This is a genomic window from Legionella sp. W05-934-2, from assembly GCF_964199965.1.
In the GTDB taxonomy this organism is placed as follows: domain Bacteria; phylum Pseudomonadota; class Gammaproteobacteria; order Legionellales; family Legionellaceae; genus JAFIFT01.
Genome location: NZ_CAXMZT010000001.1, coordinates 189035 through 210880, shown reverse-complemented (window position 1 = coordinate 210880; position 21846 = coordinate 189035). Strand labels below are relative to the sequence as shown.

Genomic DNA, 21846 nt, shown 5'->3' with positions numbered 1-21846 from the left:
ATTTATGCTCTATCGGTTCGCAAAATTATGCTATATGATTAAATAAGGACATACGATTGATACGGATGTCTAGATGTCTCATAGGTGTTTGACTCATATCGATAAGGGATCTCACTATGGTTTCAACCCAAGAGCAAAAAATTGTCCAAGCATTATCTAAGAGAATTGTAAAGGCACAACAGAAAATTCGTATTTTGGATACGATTAAATGGGATGACACCGTCAAGACGCAGTTTTTTAAAGAAAAATGCAAAAACTTGCCTAAAGTTGATAAAGATTATTATTCTCAAAGACCATTGCCCTTTGATGTCTCAGAAAAACGTTTAGAATTTAATTTGATCATACGGGATGCACGGCATTCTTTAGGGGAATACTCAGCGGCAACGCAATTAATCAAGCGTCAATGCGAAGAATATATTCAAGCACTTGCTTTGCTCGACTCTCGTGGAACACCCGATTTTAGCCGTATTTCAATGGCGTTATATGGTAGTCCAGATGATGTCTTTTACGTTGGTGGGCCTAAATTAAGTGGATTAGGTGCGTCGTTATTTGATGTGTTGACCTCATTAGATTGCCAACTTCAATCGACGGCAGATGAAAAAAGACATACTGCCAAAGAGGCTCAGAAATTATTACAAGCGCGATTAAGCCAGTATTTCACTCATCACCCAGAGCGTGTGACAGTTGAGGTGAATGATAGCATGGTCGCTGATGCTGCCGCTGGTGCGGAGACAATTAAATTAAATAGTCATAGCCGATTTAGTGACCGCGATATACGTTATCTTGAGGTGCATGAAGGATGGGTGCATGTCGGTACAACGCTTAATGGTGCTGAACAGCCTTATTGTACGTTTCTATCCAAAGGGGCTCCTTCCTCCAGTGTTATACAAGAAGGCCTTGCTGTTTTAACAGAAGTCATTACTTTTTCATCCTATCCCGGTCGATTGCGTAAGATCACTAATCGCGTTATTGCGCTTGAAAAAGTGCTAGCTGGGGCTAATTTTCTTGATATTTATCGCTATTTTATTGAAGTGGGTTTGAATGAAGAAGATAGCTATAACCATACTGTCCGCGTTTTCCGAGGCTCCTTGCCAGAGCTAGGACCCTTTACCAAGGACTTATCCTATACAAAGGGATTTGTATTAATTTATAATTTCATCCGTCTTTGTATTAGCCAAAAGAAAATTGATACCATCCCGCTACTCTTTATGGGAAAAATAGGTCTTCAGGATTTGCCCTTGCTGCAAGAGCTAAAAACTGAACAGCTTCTCGCGCCACCCATGTATTTACCGCCCCAGTTTGAGGATTTAGCCGCGTTAAGTGCTTGGATGTCATTATCCTTATATTTAAATAAGTTTGATATGCAGGAAATGAAGCGAGTCTTTTATGGGCTATTAATATAGTACCTAATCTTGCAAGCTTATCACTTAAACAGGCGTTTTAAGTGTGATTGCATTTATCTCGTCAACCATTAGGCGTTACCCATATTGCCTACCACACCCGTATCTGCATGCCAGCCTAATTTTTTTAAGGGCAGTTGGTTGATTAATAGCTGAATAGATTGATTGGAACAAGCTAAAATAACATTGCGGGGATGCTGAATGCGGATGGTGAGCACATTGTTATTGAACACCAATCGCAATTGGTTAAGCAATTGCGGGTATTGTGCCATGTTAGCGCAGTTGATGATTACAACGCCTTGTGGGGTCATTAACCTTTGGCAATTCTGAAAAAAAGTAGATGTTGCACAATGATTGGGGTATTCATTATCTTGGTACAGATCTATCAATATTGCGTCGTATGTTTTATCACATTGAGAAACATAAGTGTTCGCATCATTTTCAATGATGGTTGATGAATGTAGGGTATCCACATAAAAAAACTGTTTCGCAATGTTAATGATTTCAGGATTTATCTCAATCACATCAATGTGAATGTCATCAAATTTATTTTCTAATGCATGAAGCAATGCTCCTCCACCCAAACCCAGCATTAAATATTGGCCTGAATCCTTCTGGCATAATTGAAGCATGGGCATCATATATTCTAATGCCGGTTTATGAATTGCTCTGCGATTTAAACGGCTATGAATTGTGCCATCGGGTTGGGCAAGCCAACGATAACGCCAGTTTTGTTTAACAAGATAGTGCCGACTGCGGTAAATAATGCGATTTATGAAACTAGGAATCATTGTTGGAAAGGGTATAAATGTGGAATATTCATGATAGCGGATAATTCGCTTAAAGCTGTATTCACTTCATTGATTAATTGGGGGTCACATAGATCGTTTAAGTGAAGCTTGTCTCGATAGTGTTTTTTAACCCATGATTCCAATTCCATTAATTTGTGCTCATTAATCAGGAACCCAGGATTTATGGCTTTAAGACCAGCTTCGGATAAGGGTACCCTTAATCTTAGACAAGCAGGGCCACCTCCATTACGCATGCTTTGTTTTAGATCAAGAAAGACAACTTGAGTCAGTGGGCAATCGCTATCGCCTATCCAGCTTTGAACTAACTCACGAACATGATCATTTTGCTCGCATTCGCTTGGCGCAACCAATAACATGCCCTGATGGTTTGGTAATGAGATGATTTGCGAATTAAATAGATAGGTACTCACTGCGTCAGCAATAGGGAGTTCGCTATTTTTTACCTCAAAAATGTTTAAATCAAAGTGAATTTTAGATTTCAATTCAGCCAAAATCTGCTTTTGATTAACATAGGCCAATTCGTGAATCAATAGGATATTTTCATTGCCAACAGAAATCACATCATTATGAAAAACACCTTGATCAATCACATCGGGGTTTTGGCAAGCAAACACCGAATTATCCTCCCTTAAGCCATGGGTATAGGCGATTTGACGCGATGCTTCTAGGGTTTGTCTTGCCCAATAACGTTTTGGTCTTGAATAGAGATTGTTTTGTAGTCCTTGTTGCCCAAATACAAAAAGATTGACACCCGGTTGATTATGAAAACCCAGACGCGTATGGTTTGCTGCACCTTCATCTCCCATGACAGCTGTTGCAGGGAGGACCGGGTGATGGGCAAAATGGTCCAAGTTTGAGAAAGCCATTTGTAATAATTGTGCGCTGAACGTTGCTTCAATATGACGGTGTATATTGGCATTAAGATTTGCTGCGGTAAAGTGTGTACGTTTATCTTGGCTATCTTGATAACTGGTTACCGTTGCTGCATTAGCAGTCCACATATTGGATGCCGAAAAGGCGGCACTTAACAATTGAGGAGCGAATCGATACGCTTGATGAATCATCGATTCAGTGGAGCCTTCAAAACCCAGTTGTTTTAGAAGCGGTAGGTAAGGGCGGGCGTGAGGCGGTAAGAATGCTTGCGGGATGCCCCTTTCATGCAGAAGGCGCATTTTTGCAATGCCTTGTAGTGCTGCGGCTTTGGGATTAGCTTCTGATAGTGCATTATCCATGGATGCAATATTACCACTGGATAACCCTGCATAGTGATGCGTTGGTCCCACAAGGCCATCCATGTTTAATTCTATCATTGTGATATCCTTATTCCTGGCATAAGATCGTTAGGCAATGTCAGGTGGCTAGCCTGCGTAGACGCAATAGGATAAGCACAATAGTCGACCGCAAAATAGCCACTTGGACGATGATTTCCACTGCAGCCAATGCCACCAAAGGGAAGATTTCCAGCGGCCCCTGTTGTTGGTTTATTCCAATTGATGATACCGGCTTTGATATTGTCAAAAAAGTAGTCAAATTGTGCCTTAGAATCGCTTAATAGACCAGCGGATAAACCATATTTTGTGTTATTAGCCGCATTGATTGCTTCATCAAAGGTATCGTATCGGTATATTTGCGCAAGGGGTGCGAATATTTCCTCATCATAATGGCGTTGCGCTTTTGACATATCAATAATGCCTGGCGATAGCAAGCCACTGTTTTCTTTCAGTAACGACATGGTTAGAAGGGATTTTCCGCCAATTGATTGAAGATGCTCCTGTCCTTTTAAGCTCACCTGGGCATGGTGTTTAGAAATGACAGGCCCCATAAAAGGTTGCTTTTCGGACATGCCATCACCAACGGTAATTGCTTCAGTTGCTTGAATCAATGCTTTAATAAATTTATCCCCGAAGTCACCATTCGGTATATACACGCGTCTGGCACACGTACATCGTTGCCCAGAAGTAATAAAACACGATAATAATGTTTGATAGACGGCAGCGTTCATATCCGCTACGTCACCAATAATAAGAGGGTTATTACCTCCCATTTCTAAGGCTAAAATTATGCTTGGGTTATCGGCAAACGTTTGATGAATTTTTTTTCCAGTTGAGTAACTACCTGTAAAATAAACACCCGATAATGGCTGTGATAATAATAGTTGGCCTGTTTGACCATCACCTTGAATACAATTCATCACACCAGACGGGATGCCTGCTTCAAGCCAGCAATTCATGATTAATTGAGACACCGCAGGAGTGAGCTCAGAGGGCTTTAAGATAACGGTATTGCCAGCTAATAAGGCAGGAATGATATGGCCGTTGCTCAAATGGGCTGGAAAGTTATACGCCCCTAAAACAGCAACTACGCCATAAGGTTTATAACGTAAGCAGGATAAACTATCATCGCCCAGGTGATTTGTCCTTTGAGCGCAACGTTCCTCATAGGCTTGTATGGATAATTTGATTTTTCCTATCACAGAAGTTACTTCTGTTTTGGCCTCCCATAAGGGTTTACCATTTTCCAAAGAGATCAACTCAGCTAACGACTGAGAATATTTTTCCACAACATCCGCAAATTTTTCAACAATTGCTTGTCTTACGCTTAGTGATTCCCTAGACCATAGCGGAAGGGCAGTTTTAGCTGCTTTGAAAGCATTTTCCACTTCATCTGGGGTTGCATTGCTGCCAACCCAAAGCACTTTGCCTGTGGATGGATTATACGATTGAAAGCTGGTGCCTTGCCCTTTCACCCATTCATTATCAATGAGATGACAAGATTGATGTAAGTCAATGTTATTTAGAGCCATAAGTTCCTTCCTTTGTAACAGTTGGTGATTGGCGGTGCAAAGGTGCTAGACGAATCGAATCACCAATTTGTAGTTGTAGAATTTCAGCTGTTTCTTTACTGATAATACAAGCGTTTTCGCGTTGATCAAACATGACCGATGTTAAAACAGCACGAAAATCGATATTCGTATTTGATAATAAATACGGTGGCGATACCACATCATCTTTTATACTCTTAATTGTTAATTCGCGGGAAGAGCTTAAAGTTTTTATATCGGTTCGCATCGCTTCTATTGCAGGTCCACCATCAAATATATCAATATAGTTATTAAATCGGAAACCTTCCTTAAATAATATTTTCATTGCTGGGGCCGTAGAAGGGTGTGGTTGCCCTATAACTGCCTGTGCTTCGGGATGTAATAATTGGACATATAATGGAGAGCGGGGCATCAGATCAGTAATATATTGTTTGTTGGATGTTAATGTCAGCTTGTCCGCTTCTTTAAAGGGGATTTTAAAAAATCCGCCAATGACATGATCCCAAAAAGGGGAGTTTCCATCGGGCGACGATACACCTCTCATTTCAGCAATGACTCTATCGGCAAAACGGTTCGGGAATTGTGCCATAAATAAGAACCGTGCGCGCGATAATAAAAGACCGTTAGCATTTTTCCGGTAGTCTGGATGCAAAAACAACGTGCATATTTCGCTGCTATCTTGTAAATCATTCACAAGACTTAATACTTTATAGTCAGTACGGATGTTTAAAGCATGGCTAATACGCGTTCGTTGAGAGATATGATAGGAGTAAAAGGGCAAATCAAAGCCAATAGCTGATTCGATGGCAGAAGTTCCAACCACTTCACCCGTGTCCGTGTCTTCTAGAACAAAAAGATAGTATTCACTGACAGGCTTTTCCACCGTTTTATCAAAAGACTCAACAGCCCATTTGACTCGTTTACCAAGCAATACAGGATCATGGGGTAATGTGGTCATGCCATATCCGCTGGCAATCGCAATCTTCTCCATGGCTGCCGAGTCCGATAATTTGATACGTCGATATAACATCATGATTGAATATCCTCCAAACTTCCACGTGCTAAATCATCTAAAAGGAGTGTGGACAATGTTATTCTCTCGATAAAGCTATCGAGTAAAATATATTCATTCGGACTATGAATAGCGCCTCCTCGCACACCGAGGGTATCGATAACTGGTACGCCATGGCTAGCAATATTGTTACCATCACAACACCCACCACTATCCATCCAATCGATGGAAACACCGATTTGCTTTCCAATTGCCACAATGCGGTTAAATAAGTTTTCAGTGGCGTGATTAACACGTTTAACAGGTCGTGCAAATTGGCCATGAACCGTTACTTGATAGTCTTCTTTAGCATGTTTTTGAATAATGTCATCAATTTTTTGACGAACCCAAGCTTCATCGTCTTGTTGGGCAATGCGAATGTCAAGTTTCGCGACAGCCTTATCAGGCACTTGATTTAGCGCATCACCACCTAATATTTTGCCAATGTTTATGGTAACGCCGTTTGCAGGAAAGTTAAGTTGGTGAATATCGGCTAATATTTCAGCAAGATGAACGATGGCATTTCTACCATTATAAAAATCACGACCAGCATGGGCTGTTCTACCTTTTGCTACAATCGTTAATTTACCACTGCCTTTTCGATTTTTAGCTAAACTACCGCGATCATTCATAGCCGGTTCATAAATCAAACTTGCTTGATAATGCCTGGCAATTTCATCCATAAAACGACTAGAAGCAATTGAACCTATTTCCTCGTCGGCGTTGATCATGACATCCCAACCGATAGAGTCGGCGCTCTCAAATTTTTCAAATTGGGATAGCGCATGTAAAATTACCAGCAATCCGCCTTTCATATCTGCAACGCCAGGGCCATTCCATCGATTATCATCTATGGGTTTTACTTCCTGAAAAGTTGAGTCTTTTGAAAATACGGTGTCCATGTGCCCCGTTAATAGGATACGGCGAGGGCAATCCGGTCTTTTTCGAATATAGAGTGTGTCTCCACAGGATATCTTTAAGAGGTTACCATGCATATCCATCTGTTCGACGGGCTCGGATTTGATGATTTGAATCTCATCTGCAATCGGTTGAAAAAGGGTGGTTAACTCTTTGGACATTTGCTTTAGTCCATCCAGATTTTCACTCCCTGAATTAATATGACACATTTTAATTAATTGATCGGTGATGATTGAAACATGTTGTTCAACCTCATGCTTTAAATCCTTAATTATCATAATGCATCATCCGAATTGAGAGTTTAGTAACACTAGCTGAATTAATAAAGGGTTTCAAGCGAAATCATAAAATACCGGTTGAATGAATTGAAATTATGGGTTTATCATAGCTATCTAAAGATGCGTTTGCTATGATTAACCAATTTCTTTCTGTTCGTAACTTAAATTGCTATGATGACTCCTGTTAGTACAGTTAATCAAAATGAAAAGTCAAAATTTGATGCCCATCAATCTCATTGGTGGGATAAAAATGGACCACTAAAAACACTTCATGATATCAATCCAACTCGATTAAACTTTGTCCAAGAACATAGTGATCTTGCGGATTGCAATGTCCTAGATGTTGGCTGTGGTGGTGGGGTTTTATGTGAAGCAATGGCTGAACATGCGAAATCAGTAACCGGCATTGATATCGTAAGCTCTGCTATAGAAACAGCAATTGATCATGCCAACCAAGCTAAATTGACTATTCGCTACCTGAATACGCCCATTGAAGATTTGTCAGAGTCACAATTTGATGTTATCACTTGTATGGAAATGCTTGAACATGTTGATTCACCTGACATTGTTATAAAGCACTGCTATCGACTTCTAAAAAATCAGGGCTGGTTGCTTTTATCAACCATCAATCGAACTGCTATTGCTTATGCACAGGTCATTTTAGCTGCGGAGTATCTTTTAAATGTTCTACCACGGCAAACTCATGATTTTAATAAATTCATCAAGCCATCCGAACTTTCAAGAATTTGCCGAGAGCATGGTTTTGAGGTGATTGACATCAAAGGGTTGAAATATAACCCATTTACACGTCAATCTTGGTTAAATGACCAACCAAATGTCAATTATTTATTGGCATGCCGAAAATGTGTCCAAGAATAAACGTAGGTATCAAACACTCGTTTTATCATCGTTGGATTCTTTATTCTTCCCAAAGCGTTCTTGGTAACGTTGATAAGCATATTTAGCTTGTTCAACAGTCACTTCATCTAATTCGTTGCCGAATAGATCAACTCTTGCAACACCAGGCTGTTGGCATTTCAAATAAGCAGGCGAACTGCTATAAAAATTCAATGACTCTTTGAGAATTTTTTTACTAAAAGGGGCGGTATCTAATCGCTCATAAAAGTCTAATATTTCTTCGAAAATACCTATTTGAAGCGGTTTAACTTCCGATGATTTTTTAAAAAATGCATTCGGGAAATGTTCAATCAGCCAGTCAATCACTGCAATTTTTTCTTTTTTTGTTAAATCAGTCATAATCAAGTAAATTGAGTATTGGTGAAACGAAAATAGCATACTCATCATCAAATTGGCAATAGAACGAAAGGGAATATCACGACACATAAGGGGTAATAATAGCGTTATATACAACCACATTGGATTACATGTTGACATTTTATGGGCTGGCTACTAAGGTTTAATATGAGAGTTAGAGGAACTGCTCTCCTTTAATGGAATAATCCTCGGAGTCCTACTTTTGGCCACGGAGTGTCATAGGAAATACCTGATGGAAGATAAGCCAGGCTTTAGCCTGGCTTTTTTTTTAGACTCAATCACTTATCGATAAATCATTATGAATAAAATGTTGCAGATGTTCTCGATACTCACTTGACTTTAAATAATCCGACAACGCTTGATTAATTTGTTGTACCAAGTTCGGTTGATTAGGTCGTACTGCAATAGCAATTCCTAAGCCATATTCGAAAGGTTGGCCTAGCGTTTTAAATTTTTGTCCGCCATTAACCAACCAATAATCGACAGTAGGCTCATCGACAAGGACAATTTGAATTTGTTGATTATTTAAAGCCTCAATGAGGCTACGCTCATCAGCAAAGCTTACAATCGAATTCGTAACGCCCAAAGACGATAGGACTTGTGTAAATAAAGATCCTTCGAGGTAACCAATCTTATTGTTTTGCAATGTATCTAATGAATAGGGTTGGTTAAAATCTCGACTGACCATAAATTGGCAATACCCGGGCAAATAGGGATCAGAAAAAATTACTTTTTGAGCTCGTTCAGCATTGATCGTGAGTGAACTTACGCCAACATCTGTCTCACCTTTTGAGACACTATCAATAATGTCTTTAAACGGCATGGGTTTGAATTGGCATGGGCGATTAATTTTATTGCAAATATAAGAAATCATCGATATATCAAATCCATAAAAATGATTATTGGCAGTTTGATAAACGAAAGGGGGCATATCCACTGCGACAGCGACATTAAGTTGTTGTGTAAATCCACATTGGCATATGATAAACAGCAAACATAAAATTCCCTTTTTTATCATGATTATTCCTTAACTTTCGGTGGCGTGGCGATAAAATCTTTGAAATAATTAATTGGAAGATAAGCACTGACAATTAAACCAGAATGACCTTCTGGTTTAGTGAGTTTTACTTCTCCACCATGCAGTTGAACTATTTGACGAACGATGGCTAGGCCCAATCCACTGCCTGTTTTTTTGTTACCAAGCACACGATAAAACCGTTCAAAAACCCGTTCTTTTAATTCATCCGGTATCCCCGGTCCGTTATCTTCAACACGGATAATAATATTATCATCCTCTTCATCTTTTAACACAGAAACAATCACATTTCCTTTTTCGTGTGAATAGCGAATGGCATTGTCAACTAGATTACGGATTAGAATGCTAATAGCGGTTGATAGAGCGTAGATATTAGGAATTTTTTTATCAGCATTAACTTCAATCTCAACACCTTGTTCAACGGCGTGTGGCACTAATAAAGCAACTGTTTCACGAACAATATTCGCCAAATTAACATATTCTAAATCTTGAGGTTTGACTGCTTCAGGAACCAAACGACTCATGGTTAGCAATTGTTGGACAATATGGGTGCTTCTGTCTACGCTGATAATTAATTTCTTTAAGGCGTTATTTTTTTCTTTAATATCATTGGATTTTAAAGCGACTTGCGCTTGTGCTTTTAATGCAGCTAAGGGTGTTTTTAATTCATGTGCTGCATCAGCGGCAAATCGCTTTTCCCTTTCAAATCCTTCCTTTAGACGAAAGAATAATTTATTCAGTTCGTCAATGACAGGTTTGATTTCTTCTGGTACCTCTTTTAAATCGACTGGCTCAAGGTGTGATGGCGCGCGATCCGCGACTTCTTCAGCAACCCTATCAAGGCTGTCTAGCCCTCGGCCAATGATTATCCATATTAATAATCCTGATAAGGGGAAGGTAAGTAGCATGATATATAAATCATCTTGAGCGATTCGATGCCCTAATTCATTGCGCGTGTCATAGCGTTCTGCAAGGACTGTGCGAATACCAGCCTTATCATTATAGGTAGTAAACACCCGCCATTGCTGATCATCCATCGTTTTATCACTGAAACCGTCTTTATCGGAAACGAGAGGTAGTTTAGGTGCTGAGGAAGAATGTAATAATAAATTATCGCCATTCGTCCATACTTGGAAATAGAAACGGTTTATTAGATGCTGTGGCGGATCAGGATTGAAATAACGCGTTTTATAAAAATGCTCGACTTGATAGGGAATTTTTTCGAGTGAACGCTGAATTTCGCCTAGGGGACGATTACGAATATCATCACCAAGTAATGCTTGATAAGAAAGTGCTGATATTGCCATTAACGTATCCAAGTGCTCTTGAATATCTTTTTGATCTAAATAATAGTTTCCAATAGCTGTCAGTGTTGTAGTAATCGTAATTGCTAGTAAGAGGTTTATCAGCAAAAATTTGCGAATAGAAGACTTCACAATTAATCAGCCGCTTGTTTTTCAACCATATAGCCAACTCCTCGGATTGTTCGAATATAGTTGGCGTCTAGTTTTTTTCTTAAGTTGTGGATATGAACTTCTAAGGTGTTACTGTCAACGTCTTCGTCCCAACCATAAAGGCTTTGCATCAATTGCTCTCGTGATAATACGGTGCCTTCGTTTTCTAGTAATTTTTGTAATAGGGCGAATTCTCTACGGGGAAAGTTAACTGCCTCACCTTCCACATAAACAGCATGCGCAGCCGGATCGAGCACCACATTACGGTAATGCAACTGTGACTCGGCTCTGCCGGTTGAACGTCTTATTAGCGCTCGAACTCGAGCCGATAACTCATCTAAATCAAACGGCTTTGTGAGATAATCGTCAGCCCCACTATCTAACCCTTTTACTCTATCTTCGACAGAGTCCCGTGCAGTTAAAATAATCACGGGAGTTTTAATGTTTTCATTCCGTATCGTTTGAAGGAAAGCAAGTCCAGATAGTCTGGGTAATCCTAAATCGAGAATAATGGCCTCAAATGATTCTATTTTAACAGCATTTTTAGCGGTCTCACCATCTTTTAACCAATCAACGATAAAACCAAACTGCGTTAATCCAGCTTTAACGGCATCGCCTAACTGTTCATCATCTTCGATTAATAATAAACGCATTATGTCTCCTTAGGGACGAGTTGAATCGCGGCTTGATGTTGGGCGAAATGATCGATCATCAAGATGACGCGTTAACCATAATGCTTGTATGAAAACAAATAGTAACGTTAAACCAAGTCCGCCAAATAATTTAAAGTTCACCCATGTATCAGTACTGTAATAAAATGCTATATAGAGGTTAAGTGCCCCCATCAGCAAGAAGAATACACCCCATGCATAATTCAATCGCAGCCATATCCCATCTTTAAGTTTAATATTACTGCCCATCATTTTTTTTATTAAAGGTGTGGTATTAAATAATGATGAGAAGAAAAAGACGATAGAAGCTAACCAATAAATGCCGGTTGGCTTCCATTTGATGAACCAAGGATTTTGTAAATATAGCGTTGCTCCGCCAAGCAAGGCAATGATAGCAAGGCTAACCAATTGCATGGTATCAAAGCGATTATATTTAATTCGAAACAAAGCCACTTGTATAAATGACGCGATAACGGCGATACCCGTTGCGGCATAAATTCCATATAGCTTGTAGGTTAAGAAAAATAAGATAATGGGAAAAAAATCAAATAAAAGTTTCATGGGCTCTAAAAATTAATCGTTCTATATATAATACAATAGGATAATTCGATTCAATTGTCACTACAAACGCTTTGATTAAACGTTAAATCAACTGAATTTTGCATAGATTACACATAAAACCTTAATATTTTATTAAATTGTTATTAATTATTATCGGCAGTGACTCTGAGAATCTCTTCGAGCGTTGTTATCCCCGCTAAGACTCTGTCAAATCCATTTTTGCGAATAGAGGCAATGGCGGGACGTAACACAGATTCGTAGGCATGCTGGGATTCATTGCGGTGTATCAGTGTGCGAATTTCTTCATTGACGGGTATCAACTCATAGATTCCAACCCTGCCTTGATAACCAAGGTGATTGCAATTTTCACAGCCAACCGCTTCATAAATATCCGCAATTTTCTTATTGTGCGCAAAACCCATTATCCTTTTTTCTTCCGAGGTTACACGATGTGGTTTTTTACACTGATCGCATAAACGACGAACTAAGCGTTGTGCGATTAGCCCAATGAGGCTTGAGGACAATAAAAACGACTCGACCCCCATGTCATGAAGCCTGCTGACCGCACCAATAGCTGTGTTAGTGTGGAGCGTCGATAATACCAAGTGACCTGTTAAACTCGCTTGTACGGCTATTTCTGCTGTTTCTAAGTCACGAATTTCGCCGATCATAACAACATCGGGATCTTGACGTAAAATTGCTCGTAAACCTTTGGCAAAGCTCATTCCAGCCTTGGTGTTAACTTGTGTTTGTCCAATGCCGGGGAGGTCATATTCGATGGGATCTTCGATTGTGAGAATATTGCGTGAAATTTCATTTAACTCTGTCAGCATGGCGTACAAGGATGTTGTTTTACCAGAGCCTGTTGGCCCCGTCACAAGAATAATACCGTGGGGTTGAGCGATGAGTTTTCTAACGCCTTCCAATATATCATCAGGCATGCCTAAATGAACTAAATCAAGCTTGGCAGCTTGTTTGTCGAGAATCCGAAGGACAATGCGTTCGCCGTGGTTAGAAGGAAGTGTCGAAACACGGACATCAATAGTGTGACTTCCAATTTTTAAAGAGATCCGACCATCTTGAGGTATGCGTTTTTCAGCGATATCGAGCTTTGCCATCACCTTCACTCTTGAAATCACTAAAGGTGCTACCGAGCGTTTAATATCTAATACCTGTTGTAAAACACCATCAATGCGAAAGCGAACTATCACTTGATCTTCATAGGTCTCAATATGAATATCAGATGCCTTTTTTTTAATCGCTTGGGTAAAGAGTGCATTGATTAGTCGGATGATTGGCGCATCGTCTTGGGTGTCCAATAGATCTTCACTAAGCGGTTGGTTTTGAGAGAATTGCTCAAGTGATTCGTCTTCAAAATTAATATTGAGATTAGCAATATCCGATCGATTCTCATAAAAAGCCGTCATATATCGGTTAAAAATTTCTTCTGATACTTCAACAGGATTAATTGTCTGACCTAATAAGCGATAGATTTCAGATAAAGCTCTTGCATCAGGCGTTTTATAAAAATAGAGATCATAGTTTTGCGTTTCTTTATTAAATATTGAGACAACCTGATGCTTTTTAGCAAATGGATAGGGTAGGGTAATGGCATTAGAATCATTCATCATCGTCATTACTTGGTTGTCTTGTCTGGTGGTGGTTGAGTCGCTTTCATGTTTGGTGGAGGCAGTATTGTTTTTGCAGGTGCAATCGCCACAATTTTTGTCTGTGCCGAAAAAGGTATCGGCAATTTTGCAGAGCTTAAAGGTTCTAGAACCAAATGTTTATCGTCTTCGATGTATATTTCTTGGCTGCGTAAATTTTCAAGTTCTTCGTTGCGTACTTCTTGGTATTTGCCACCACTCACACGAACAGCGTCGTGTTCACTATGTAAAATAATGGGCTTGATGAAAACCATGAGCATTTTCTTTTCACGAGAACGAATGTTTCTTTGGAATAATCGACCAACACCTGGAATATCCCCTAAAATGGGTAGCTTTTGATCATCATTGCCGAGACTATCTTGTATTAATCCACCTAACACCACGATATCACCACTTTCAATATGAATAGCAGTCACAATTGAGCTGATATTAAAGACAGGATTTAGTGCATCGGTACTACCAGGATCAATGGTGTCATTACCCTGGTCGATTTGCATTTGAATGCCATTACCCCTTGTAATCTGGGGTCTAACATATAAATGCAAGGCGACATTCACACGGTCGAATGTGACATACGGCGATGCGGTTGTTGTACCACTCGCATTATTGGGATAAGACGTCGTTTGGACAGATACTTGTTTACCCACTAGAATTTTAGCTTGGCGGTTATCCAGGACAACGACAGAAGGTGTGGAGAGAATATTGGCTCTTCGATTGTTCGCGAGGGCAATAATCTGCGCTTGAAAATCGGAAATTGACGTTTTTGAATTAATAATTGCAAACCCAGGTCGAAAATTTGCGGGATTACCCGTTTGTTGATTCGTACCCCATTCAATTCCTAATCGATTCACATCCGCTTCATTCATCTCAGCAACCATTGCCTCGATTAAAATTTGAGCGGGGCGAATATCAATTTGGCGAATCACTGAATTTAAAATGCTGATGATGCTCGCAGGTGCATTCATAATGATGGAGTTTGTATTCGGCTCACCGATAATCTGCACGGTTGGTTTTGTCGATCCTTCCGATTCGCTACTTACTTGTTGGTTATTCGATTTTGAACCTTCCATCCCACCCATTGGTGAGCCGCTTGGCTGGAAAGCACCATCAAAAGGAGGGGGGCTTGACGAGGTTCCTGTTGCAAGCCCAGATTGCGGCATGGTGCTATCAAGCTCGGGTTTAGTAATGGTACCGATGGTTGTTCCAACTTTACCACTAAAATTCGCCTGCGCTACACCAGCTAAGATAGGGACAACATCCTCGGCACGAAGATAATGTAAATAAACAACTTTTGTGTTGCCTTGTCGAGAGCCACTGTTTTGTTGATCGAGCTGATTGATCAATAATCTTAAGCGAATACGCTCTGTTTTACTGCCACTGATTAATATTGAATTACTGCGATCATCTGGCGCAATCATAGTTTTAGGATTATTGCCTGCTAGCGTTCGAGTCTTAACAATATCCTTAAGGGTATTTGCGACATCCATTGCTAATGCATTTTGTAACTGAACGATATCGATTCCATTGGAAGAAGAACTGTCGACTCGTTTAATGATATCAGCCATACTACGAATATTGCTAGCTCTCCCCGATAATATCAGCATATTTGAGGGACCATACGCTGAAACACTGCTCCACTGAGGCATCAAGGGTCTCAAAACAGGAACCAACTGTTCTGCGGGCACATATTCAACGGGGACTACGCTAATAAGCATTTCGTCGCCATCAGGGGGGTGTCTTAATTGATTAAGAAAGTCAGGGCTTTGAGTTTTTGCATCAATATTAGGAACGATTTTTATTGTTGATCCACTTGGAATCGCTGCATAACCAGAAACTTGCAACATGGATAGAAAGACTTGATAAAGCTCTTTATCTGAAATAGGTGTGCTTGAAACAATCGAAATTTTGCCTTGCACTCGCGGATCTATGAGAAAATTTTTCCCTGTTACCCGAGATACTTCAGCTATCACCGCTCGGATGTCAGCATTTTTTAAATTCCATAGTTTTTTATATGCTTTCTTTTTCAGTGGTGGTGCATGTGAAGGTACTTCAAAAGTGGGTTTTGAAGATGCCAGTTGTACTGGTTGAATGGCTGATTGAGGTGAATCTTCCTCACTTAACTGGTCCCGCAATTCTATTGCTTGCTTATATTCAGTGAGTGGTCCAAGTGTCACTAAATAGAGTTTTTTACTTTCAATATAACTAATTCGAACAGGGACGGGCGTTTGTTTGCTCAGCTGTTCCTGAAGTGTTCGAGCATTATTCTGGTTGGAAAATGCACCAGCATGAAGTAGATAGGTGGATTGCCCATTTTCCGTTTTAGTATGGATGGTTACATTCATCGCATACAGGCACACGGATAGTATCGATAGTAGCGATGTGGTGATTAGTTTTCTTAGCATGTAAGCCAAACATCAAAAATTCTATACATTAAGACATAATACCCAAATTTATAAGATAACAAAAGCTTAAAATGATGATTATGGAGGGGATGGTGGCTATGGGTGGACTCGAACCACCGACCTCAGCATTATGAGTGCCGCGCTCTAACCGGCTGAGCTACATAGCCATTGAAGATGCTTATTTTACGATTTTAGTTTTGAATGTCAATGACATTCTTCAATATTTTGATTTGATAGCTTTCGATATGAAACGATTACCATCTATCCAAGATTTACTAGTATTTGGTTTGCTTTTAGTAAGGGCGGGCAAATATTTGAATGATATCTACCCGCAGAAGGAAAAGAGATTAACTAACAAGAATGAATAGCGAGCCTGGTCCTCGAACAATTTGCAGTAGCAAGCGGTCACTTTTTTCTTTAGCGACTTTTTGCAAGGACTTAACGTCATTAATGTGTTTCTTATTCGCACTAATAACGACATCACCAGGTCTTAATCCTGCACGCCATCCAGCACTTGTTTCGGAAGCACCTACGACTTGCACACCAACCACGTTTCCATGAAGCGGGGTTTCTTGTTCATAATTTTTCAATGCCAAACCAAACAAGAAGGGATTTTCGGACTGAAGTTTTTGCTCATGCTCTTTTAAATCAGTCACGATGGTTGTCAAGACCAATTGCTTTCCATCACGGCGAACATGAATTTTTGCTTCTGTACCAGCTCGTAGTAAGGAAGTGGTTATTTTAACATGTGACGCTTGTGTAATAGGTGAATCATTAATTTTTGTAATGATATCACCTGCTTTTAATCCGGCACTTTCAGCAGGGGAGTTTTCATTTACTTGCGATACTAGAGCACCTTGCAAATTTTCACTATACCCTAAAGCGACGGCTAATTCCGGCGTTAATGGTTGAACAAATATACCCATCAACCCACGGTGGACGGATCCATAACGCAAAATTTGTTGAACAATTTCTCGAGCCATGTTTATTGGAATGGCAAATCCAATACCCACATTGCCGCCATAAGGAGACAGAATCGCTGTGTTGATTCCAATTAACTCGCCTTTTGCAGTGACAAGTGCGCCGCCCGAGTTGCCCGGGTTAATGGCAGCATCTGTTTGAATAAAATTCTCAACGCCTTCAATATTTAGATCACTTCGTTTAAGGGCAGAGATAATTCCAAATGTGGCCGACTGGCTATTTCCATAACTATTTAATCCAAACGGGTTACCAATTGCTATCACAAAATCGCCTACCTCGGCTTGATCGGAATCTGCGATGGGTAGACTTTGTAAGTTTTTAGCTTCGATTTTTAATACAGCCAAATCAGTTTCCATATCGCTGCCTACGATTTTGGCTTTTAAGCGTCGTCCATCGTGGAGCGTGACAGTGACGATACTTGCATTACGAATTACATGGTCATTGGTAATGATAATGCCGCTTGATGGATCAATCACGACTCCTGAACCAATGCTATTAAATTTGCGGGGCTTTGGGGGCAAACCTCTTATGGTGCGTTCTTCGAGTTCGGCAGGTGTTTCTGGTGCTGGCACATAACCTTGTACTGAGATATTGACAATGGCTGGCATTGTCTTTTTCAAAATTGGCGCAAAGGTTGGCATAGTCACTGCTTGGGTATTTGCTGCATATACAGGGGATAGCCCTAACAATGCAATTAAAATAAAACGGATCATTATTTTCATGTTCATAGTGTTAACCTATAGGTTTATCAAACCAAATAAAAGTTCCTATTCTACCCGTTTGCCCGTCTCGACGATAGGAGTAGAAGAGATTTTTTTGTTCAAATGTGCATAATTTGGATTTTTGGATCGACATGACGCCATTTAAGCGAAGAATATGTGCTGCCAATTCATCCAAATGGATATGCCATTTTTGTTGTTTGAAAAAATATCTTGGCGAAAAAGGATAGTTAAGTTTAAATTGATCACATACTTCATCACCTACTTCAAAGCAATGACCGCATATCGCAGGGCCAACCCATGCGATACAATCATTCGCATTACTATGCATTTTTTTTAGCGTATTTTCAATGATACCATCACACAAGCCACGCCAACCCGCATGAATGGCTGCAATCTCTGTGCCTGTTTTATTCGTTAAAATAATGGGTAAGCAATCTGCCGTTAAAATTGCTAAAATTTGATTAGGTTGCCTTGTAATGCTTGCATCCGCTTGATTATCCTGATTATGTGTCGCATCAACAACATGCGTACTGTGTGTTTGATGTAGCCAAACTGGAGAGGTCGGCATGGATTGCTCATGCATTAACAATTGCCGATTTTGCAATACATGTTGCATGGTATCGCCGGTGCGAAGCCCTAGATTACCATACTGGTAGGGATAATGGCTTGCTCCGGACATTCGTGTTGAAGCAAAGGCATTGACATGCTTAGGTGCCTGCCAATTAGGTGTAATTATCATTATAATTAGCCTCAATTGCACAAATTAATGACTTTAGATCATCAGGAATAGGGGCCATCCAAGTCAAGGTTTGTTTGGAAGATGGGTGCTCTAATGTTAACCTAAATGCATGCAGCGCTTGACGTTTGAAGGCTTGTAAATGATTTTTAACGAGGTCTGAATGCTTGGGGGGAAGCTTTAATCGATACCCATAAAGTGTATCACCAATGATTGGATGTCCTATATGAGCCATATGGACTCTTATTTGATGGGTTCGACCTGTTTCAAGTTGCACATTCAGTAAGGTAAAATGTTGAAATTGTTTGTCAACCGTGTAATGGGTAATGGCTTCTTTGCCAGACACTAAAACAGCCATTTTCAATCGGTTTTTTGGATGCCTACCATAAAACGTTTCGATACAGCCGCCACTAATAATATGCCCATAAACTAAGGCTTTATATTCCCGTTTAATGATGCGTTGCTGTAGTTGTTGGACTAGGCTATTGTAGGATTCTAATGTTTTAGCAATAACCATAATCCCCGTCGTATTTTTATCTAGGCGATGAACAATACCTGCTCTTGGCAAGTTCGCTGATTCTTTATAGTAGGCTAATAACCCATTTAATAATGTAAATTCGCTATTACCAGCACCAGGATGAATGACAAGCCCCGCTGGTTTATTGATCACAAGAATCTGATCATCTTCATAGATAATATCAAGCTGTATCGATTGGGGTATGTTATCTAATTGTATCTTTGGTGTAAAACAAGATTCCTTGATGAAGACCGAATCATCGATTTTTAATTTCGACTTTGGCAAACAGGTTTGATCGTTTAGCAAAACATTGCCTGATTTAATTTGATCCGCCCAGTAATTTCTTGAGAATTGGGGTTGATTATTAACAATCCATTGATCAATGCGGCATCCATGACCTTGCTCATCGACAGTCAATGAAACGGATTTATCAGGCTGATTCACATTCTGTTTCCATTAATCTTGCACGCAGTGAATTTGGCAAGGCTTCCGTAATAGTAACCGTAACAAACTGACCAATCAATTCATCAGGACCATTAAAATTAACCACACGGTTGCATTCGGTTCGTCCTGCTAGTTGTCGCTCATTTTTTTTGGAAAAACCAGTCACCAGTAGTCGCTGAGTGGTGCCGATCATCGCTTCGCTATACCGAGCAACTTGTGTATTAAGACGATTTTGTAATAGTTGTAATCGCTGTTTTTTTACTTCCATCGTAGTTTCATCAACAAGATTCGCTGCTGGAGTGCCGGGTCGTGGGCTAAAAATAAAGCTAAATGACATATCAAATCCAATTTCATGGACTAAATCCATGGTGGCTTGAAAATCATCATCCGTTTCCCCAGGAAATCCGACAATAATATCGGTCGACAGTCGGATATTGGGCCTAACTTTTCTTAGTTTCCTGATTTTGGACTTAAACTCCAAAGCGGTATAACCACGTTTCATCAGGGTAAGAATTCTATCAGAACCACTTTGCACAGGAAGGTGTAAGTGATTGGCAAGTTCCGGAACTTCCGCATAAGCATTGATTAAATTATCCGAAAAAGCAAGCGGGTGGGAAGTAGTAAAGCGGATACGCCCAATTCCTTCAATCGCCGCAATATAATGGATCAACAATGCTAAATCGGCGATATCACCATTTTCCATTTTCCCTTGGTAATCATTAACATTTTGCCCTAATAAATTAATTTCACGCACACCTTGTGCCGCGAGCTGGTAGCATTCAACTAATACATCATCAAACGGACGGGATATTTCTTCACCCCGAGTATAAGGTACGACGCAATAACTACAATATTTACTGCAACCTTCCATGATAGAAACAAATGAAACGGGGCCTTCAGCCCTTGGAGCAGGGAGATGATCAAATTTTTCGATCTCAGGAAAACTGATATCAACAACCGGTTTCCCAGTTCGTTCCCGTTCATTTAGCAATGCAGGGAGTCGGTGCAAGGTTTGTGGACCAAAAACGATATCAACATAAGGCGCTCTTTTGATGATATCAGCACCTTCCTGACTGGCAACACAGCCGCCAACGCCAATAATAATGTTTGGATTGGCTTTTTTAAATTCACGCCATTGACCAAGTTGAGAGAACACTTTTTCTTGTGCCTTTTCACGGATAGAACACGTATTTAAAAGAATGACGTCTGCTTCATCAACATTACTTGTTTGAATCATCCCTTTGGCGTGATGGAGAACTTCAGCCATTTTGGATGAATCATATTCATTCATTTGGCAACCGTTCGTTTTAATGAATAACTTTTTCGTCATAATCGCTTCATAAATATCGAGGAAAAAAAGGCTTATTATTTCAAATTTGAACAATTTGGCAAGAGGCAAGCGCATTATTTTTATTGAAATGTGGTAACATTTGCATTTTATATCAATATTTCTGAGGAAAATTCTATGCCATCATTTGATATCGTGATTGAAACAGATAAAGTTTCTTTACAACATGCCTTTGATAATTCAGTTCGGGAGTTGCAGAATCGATTTGATTTCAGGGGCGTCCAGGCCGAATACACGCTTAATGAGTTCATTGTAACGTTAAAAGCGGAGTCAGATTTCCAAGTTGAGCAAATGGAAGATATTTTCCGTACCCAATCTGCTAAACGCAATTTAAATATGATGGGTGTTGAAAAGCCAGAAACGATGTCTCGAAGCGGAAAGTTTTATTCGACAACGTTGACTTTCAAGCAAGGGATTGAACAAGAAGACGCTAAGCGTATTGTAAAATTTATTAAAGAAAGCAAATTGAAAGTTCAGGCCAGCATACAAGGGGATAAAGTTCGCGTGACTGGTAAAAAAAGAGACGACTTACAAGAAACGATTGCGATGTTAAAAAATTCCGATTTGAATTTGCCGATGGAATTCGAAAATTTCCGTGAATAACGTTGCAACGAACTTATTTTGTGCTCTTGATACGGCTCATTTAATTATCATAACATACGAATTCAACAAGAAATTGCATGAGCTTTACCAATTATCTAATCAATAACAAGTATCAATCTTAGTTAGTATGTTGTTGATAGAGACACAAA

Annotated in this window: 19 protein-coding genes and 1 tRNA gene; 3 read left to right on the top strand and 17 right to left on the bottom strand. The window is 39.8% G+C overall.

Annotation, left to right across the window (positions count from 1 at the left end; all coding sequences use genetic code 11):
• Positions 1-116: 116 nt before the first annotated feature.
• Entirely contained in the window at positions 117-1403 is a 1287-nt protein-coding gene (locus AB3348_RS00985; RefSeq protein ID WP_367605673.1) for a flavohemoglobin expression-modulating QEGLA motif protein, read from the top strand.
• Positions 1404-1471: 68 nt separating this feature from the next.
• Here AB3348_RS00985 and AB3348_RS00980 read toward each other — a convergent pair whose 3' ends face one another.
• The 5 genes from AB3348_RS00980 to AB3348_RS00960 are packed head-to-tail and all read right to left on the bottom strand — an operon-like array spanning position 1472 to position 7280.
• Positions 1472-2191 (bottom strand): spermidine synthase, encoded by a 720-nt coding sequence (locus tag AB3348_RS00980; RefSeq protein WP_367605672.1) that lies wholly within the window; start codon positions 2189-2191, stop codon positions 1472-1474.
• Positions 2188-3528, bottom strand: coding sequence for an N-succinylarginine dihydrolase (gene astB, locus AB3348_RS00975; RefSeq protein ID WP_367605868.1), 1341 nt, complete (start codon positions 3526-3528; stop codon positions 2188-2190). The genes AB3348_RS00980 and astB overlap by 4 nt, the downstream gene beginning before the upstream one ends.
• Positions 3519-5015, bottom strand: a complete 1497-nt coding sequence (gene astD, locus AB3348_RS00970) for a succinylglutamate-semialdehyde dehydrogenase (protein WP_367605671.1) — start codon at positions 5013-5015, stop codon at positions 3519-3521. Before astD ends, astB begins: the two co-directional genes overlap by 10 nt.
• Positions 5002-6066, bottom strand: coding sequence for an arginine N-succinyltransferase (locus AB3348_RS00965; protein ID WP_367605670.1), 1065 nt, complete (start codon positions 6064-6066; stop codon positions 5002-5004). Before AB3348_RS00965 ends, astD begins: the two co-directional genes overlap by 14 nt.
• Entirely contained in the window at positions 6063-7280 is a 1218-nt protein-coding gene (locus AB3348_RS00960) for a hydrolase (RefSeq protein WP_367605669.1), read from the bottom strand. Before AB3348_RS00960 ends, AB3348_RS00965 begins: the two co-directional genes overlap by 4 nt.
• A 171-nt stretch (positions 7281-7451) precedes the next feature.
• On the opposite strand from AB3348_RS00960, the gene ubiG reads away from it, so the two are divergent.
• Positions 7452-8159 carry a bifunctional 2-polyprenyl-6-hydroxyphenol methylase/3-demethylubiquinol 3-O-methyltransferase UbiG gene (gene ubiG / locus AB3348_RS00955; RefSeq protein ID WP_367605668.1) on the top strand — a complete coding sequence of 236 codons (708 nt, stop codon included), beginning with the start codon at positions 7452-7454 and terminating at the stop codon, positions 8157-8159.
• A 9-nt stretch (positions 8160-8168) separates the two neighbouring features.
• Here ubiG and AB3348_RS00950 read toward each other — a convergent pair whose 3' ends face one another.
• The 12 genes from AB3348_RS00950 to miaB form a co-directional block, all read right to left on the bottom strand.
• Complete coding sequence (locus tag AB3348_RS00950) at positions 8169-8537, bottom strand: ProQ/FINO family protein (RefSeq protein WP_367605667.1); 369 nt, start codon at positions 8535-8537, stop codon at positions 8169-8171.
• A gap of 292 nt (positions 8538-8829) precedes the next feature.
• The gene (locus tag AB3348_RS00945) at positions 8830-9573 is read right to left on the bottom strand and encodes a transporter substrate-binding domain-containing protein (protein ID WP_367605666.1); all 744 of its coding nucleotides are present in this window, start codon (positions 9571-9573) and stop codon (positions 8830-8832) included.
• Between the two features lie 2 nt (positions 9574-9575).
• The gene (locus AB3348_RS00940; protein WP_367605665.1) at positions 9576-11027 is read right to left on the bottom strand and encodes an ATP-binding protein; all 1452 of its coding nucleotides are present in this window, start codon (positions 11025-11027) and stop codon (positions 9576-9578) included.
• Between the two features lie 2 nt (positions 11028-11029).
• The gene (locus AB3348_RS00935) at positions 11030-11698 is read right to left on the bottom strand and encodes a response regulator (protein WP_367605664.1); all 669 of its coding nucleotides are present in this window, start codon (positions 11696-11698) and stop codon (positions 11030-11032) included.
• Positions 11699-11707: 9 nt separating this feature from the next.
• Entirely contained in the window at positions 11708-12277 is a 570-nt protein-coding gene (locus tag AB3348_RS00930) for a septation protein A (protein WP_367605663.1), read from the bottom strand.
• Positions 12278-12420: 143 nt separating this feature from the next.
• Positions 12421-13908 (bottom strand): type II secretion system ATPase GspE, encoded by a 1488-nt coding sequence (gene gspE, locus AB3348_RS00925; protein WP_367605662.1) that lies wholly within the window; start codon positions 13906-13908, stop codon positions 12421-12423.
• 5 nt (positions 13909-13913) lie between these two features.
• Positions 13914-16346, bottom strand: a complete 2433-nt coding sequence (gene lspD, locus AB3348_RS00920; RefSeq protein WP_367605661.1) for a GspD family T2SS secretin variant LspD — start codon at positions 16344-16346, stop codon at positions 13914-13916.
• Between the two features lie 90 nt (positions 16347-16436).
• Positions 16437-16513: transfer RNA gene (locus AB3348_RS00915), tRNA-Met, on the bottom strand.
• 180 nt (positions 16514-16693) lie between these two features.
• Positions 16694-18049, bottom strand: a complete 1356-nt coding sequence (locus tag AB3348_RS00910) for a Do family serine endopeptidase (RefSeq protein ID WP_367605867.1) — start codon at positions 18047-18049, stop codon at positions 16694-16696.
• Between the two features lie 10 nt (positions 18050-18059).
• Positions 18060-18788, bottom strand: a complete 729-nt coding sequence (gene pgeF, locus AB3348_RS00905; protein ID WP_367605660.1) for a peptidoglycan editing factor PgeF — start codon at positions 18786-18788, stop codon at positions 18060-18062.
• Positions 18772-19746: an RluA family pseudouridine synthase gene (locus AB3348_RS00900; protein ID WP_367605659.1), complete on the bottom strand. Its 975-nt coding sequence runs from the start codon at positions 19744-19746 to the stop codon at positions 18772-18774. Before AB3348_RS00900 ends, pgeF begins: the two co-directional genes overlap by 17 nt.
• Positions 19733-21076 (bottom strand): tRNA (N6-isopentenyl adenosine(37)-C2)-methylthiotransferase MiaB, encoded by a 1344-nt coding sequence (gene miaB / locus AB3348_RS00895; protein ID WP_367605658.1) that lies wholly within the window; start codon positions 21074-21076, stop codon positions 19733-19735. The genes AB3348_RS00900 and miaB overlap by 14 nt, the downstream gene beginning before the upstream one ends.
• A 135-nt stretch (positions 21077-21211) precedes the next feature.
• Here miaB and AB3348_RS00890 point away from each other — a divergent pair, with 135 nt between their 5' ends.
• Positions 21212-21697 carry a YajQ family cyclic di-GMP-binding protein gene (locus tag AB3348_RS00890; protein WP_367605657.1) on the top strand — a complete coding sequence of 162 codons (486 nt, stop codon included), beginning with the start codon at positions 21212-21214 and terminating at the stop codon, positions 21695-21697.
• The last annotated feature ends 149 nt before the right edge of the window (positions 21698-21846 follow it).

What these genes read in the sequence shown, in the direction of transcription:
- AB3348_RS00930 (WP_367605663.1), bottom strand. Translation starts at nt 12,277, where the DNA reads ATGAAACTTTTATTTGATTTTTTTCCCATTATCTTATTTTTCTTAACC.
- AB3348_RS00965 (WP_367605670.1), bottom strand. Translation starts at nt 6,066, where the DNA reads ATGATGTTATATCGACGTATCAAATTATCGGACTCGGCAGCCATGGAG.
- AB3348_RS00950 (WP_367605667.1), bottom strand. Translation starts at nt 8,537, where the DNA reads ATGACTGATTTAACAAAAAAAGAAAAAATTGCAGTGATTGACTGGCTG.
- AB3348_RS00910 (WP_367605867.1), bottom strand. Translation starts at nt 18,049, where the DNA reads ATGAAAATAATGATCCGTTTTATTTTAATTGCATTGTTAGGGCTATCC.
- AB3348_RS00945 (WP_367605666.1), bottom strand. Translation starts at nt 9,573, where the DNA reads ATGATAAAAAAGGGAATTTTATGTTTGCTGTTTATCATATGCCAATGT.
- lspD (WP_367605661.1), bottom strand. Translation starts at nt 16,346, where the DNA reads ATGCTAAGAAAACTAATCACCACATCGCTACTATCGATACTATCCGTG.
- astD (WP_367605671.1), bottom strand. Translation starts at nt 5,015, where the DNA reads ATGGCTCTAAATAACATTGACTTACATCAATCTTGTCATCTCATTGAT.
- AB3348_RS00960 (WP_367605669.1), bottom strand. Translation starts at nt 7,280, where the DNA reads ATGATAATTAAGGATTTAAAGCATGAGGTTGAACAACATGTTTCAATC.
- ubiG (WP_367605668.1), top strand. Translation starts at nt 7,452, where the DNA reads ATGATGACTCCTGTTAGTACAGTTAATCAAAATGAAAAGTCAAAATTT.
- AB3348_RS00890 (WP_367605657.1), top strand. Translation starts at nt 21,212, where the DNA reads ATGCCATCATTTGATATCGTGATTGAAACAGATAAAGTTTCTTTACAA.
- AB3348_RS00935 (WP_367605664.1), bottom strand. Translation starts at nt 11,698, where the DNA reads ATGCGTTTATTATTAATCGAAGATGATGAACAGTTAGGCGATGCCGTT.
- miaB (WP_367605658.1), bottom strand. Translation starts at nt 21,076, where the DNA reads ATGACGAAAAAGTTATTCATTAAAACGAACGGTTGCCAAATGAATGAA.
- AB3348_RS00980 (WP_367605672.1), bottom strand. Translation starts at nt 2,191, where the DNA reads ATGATTCCTAGTTTCATAAATCGCATTATTTACCGCAGTCGGCACTAT.
- pgeF (WP_367605660.1), bottom strand. Translation starts at nt 18,788, where the DNA reads ATGATAATTACACCTAATTGGCAGGCACCTAAGCATGTCAATGCCTTT.
- AB3348_RS00985 (WP_367605673.1), top strand. Translation starts at nt 117, where the DNA reads ATGGTTTCAACCCAAGAGCAAAAAATTGTCCAAGCATTATCTAAGAGA.
- gspE (WP_367605662.1), bottom strand. Translation starts at nt 13,908, where the DNA reads ATGATGAATGATTCTAATGCCATTACCCTACCCTATCCATTTGCTAAA.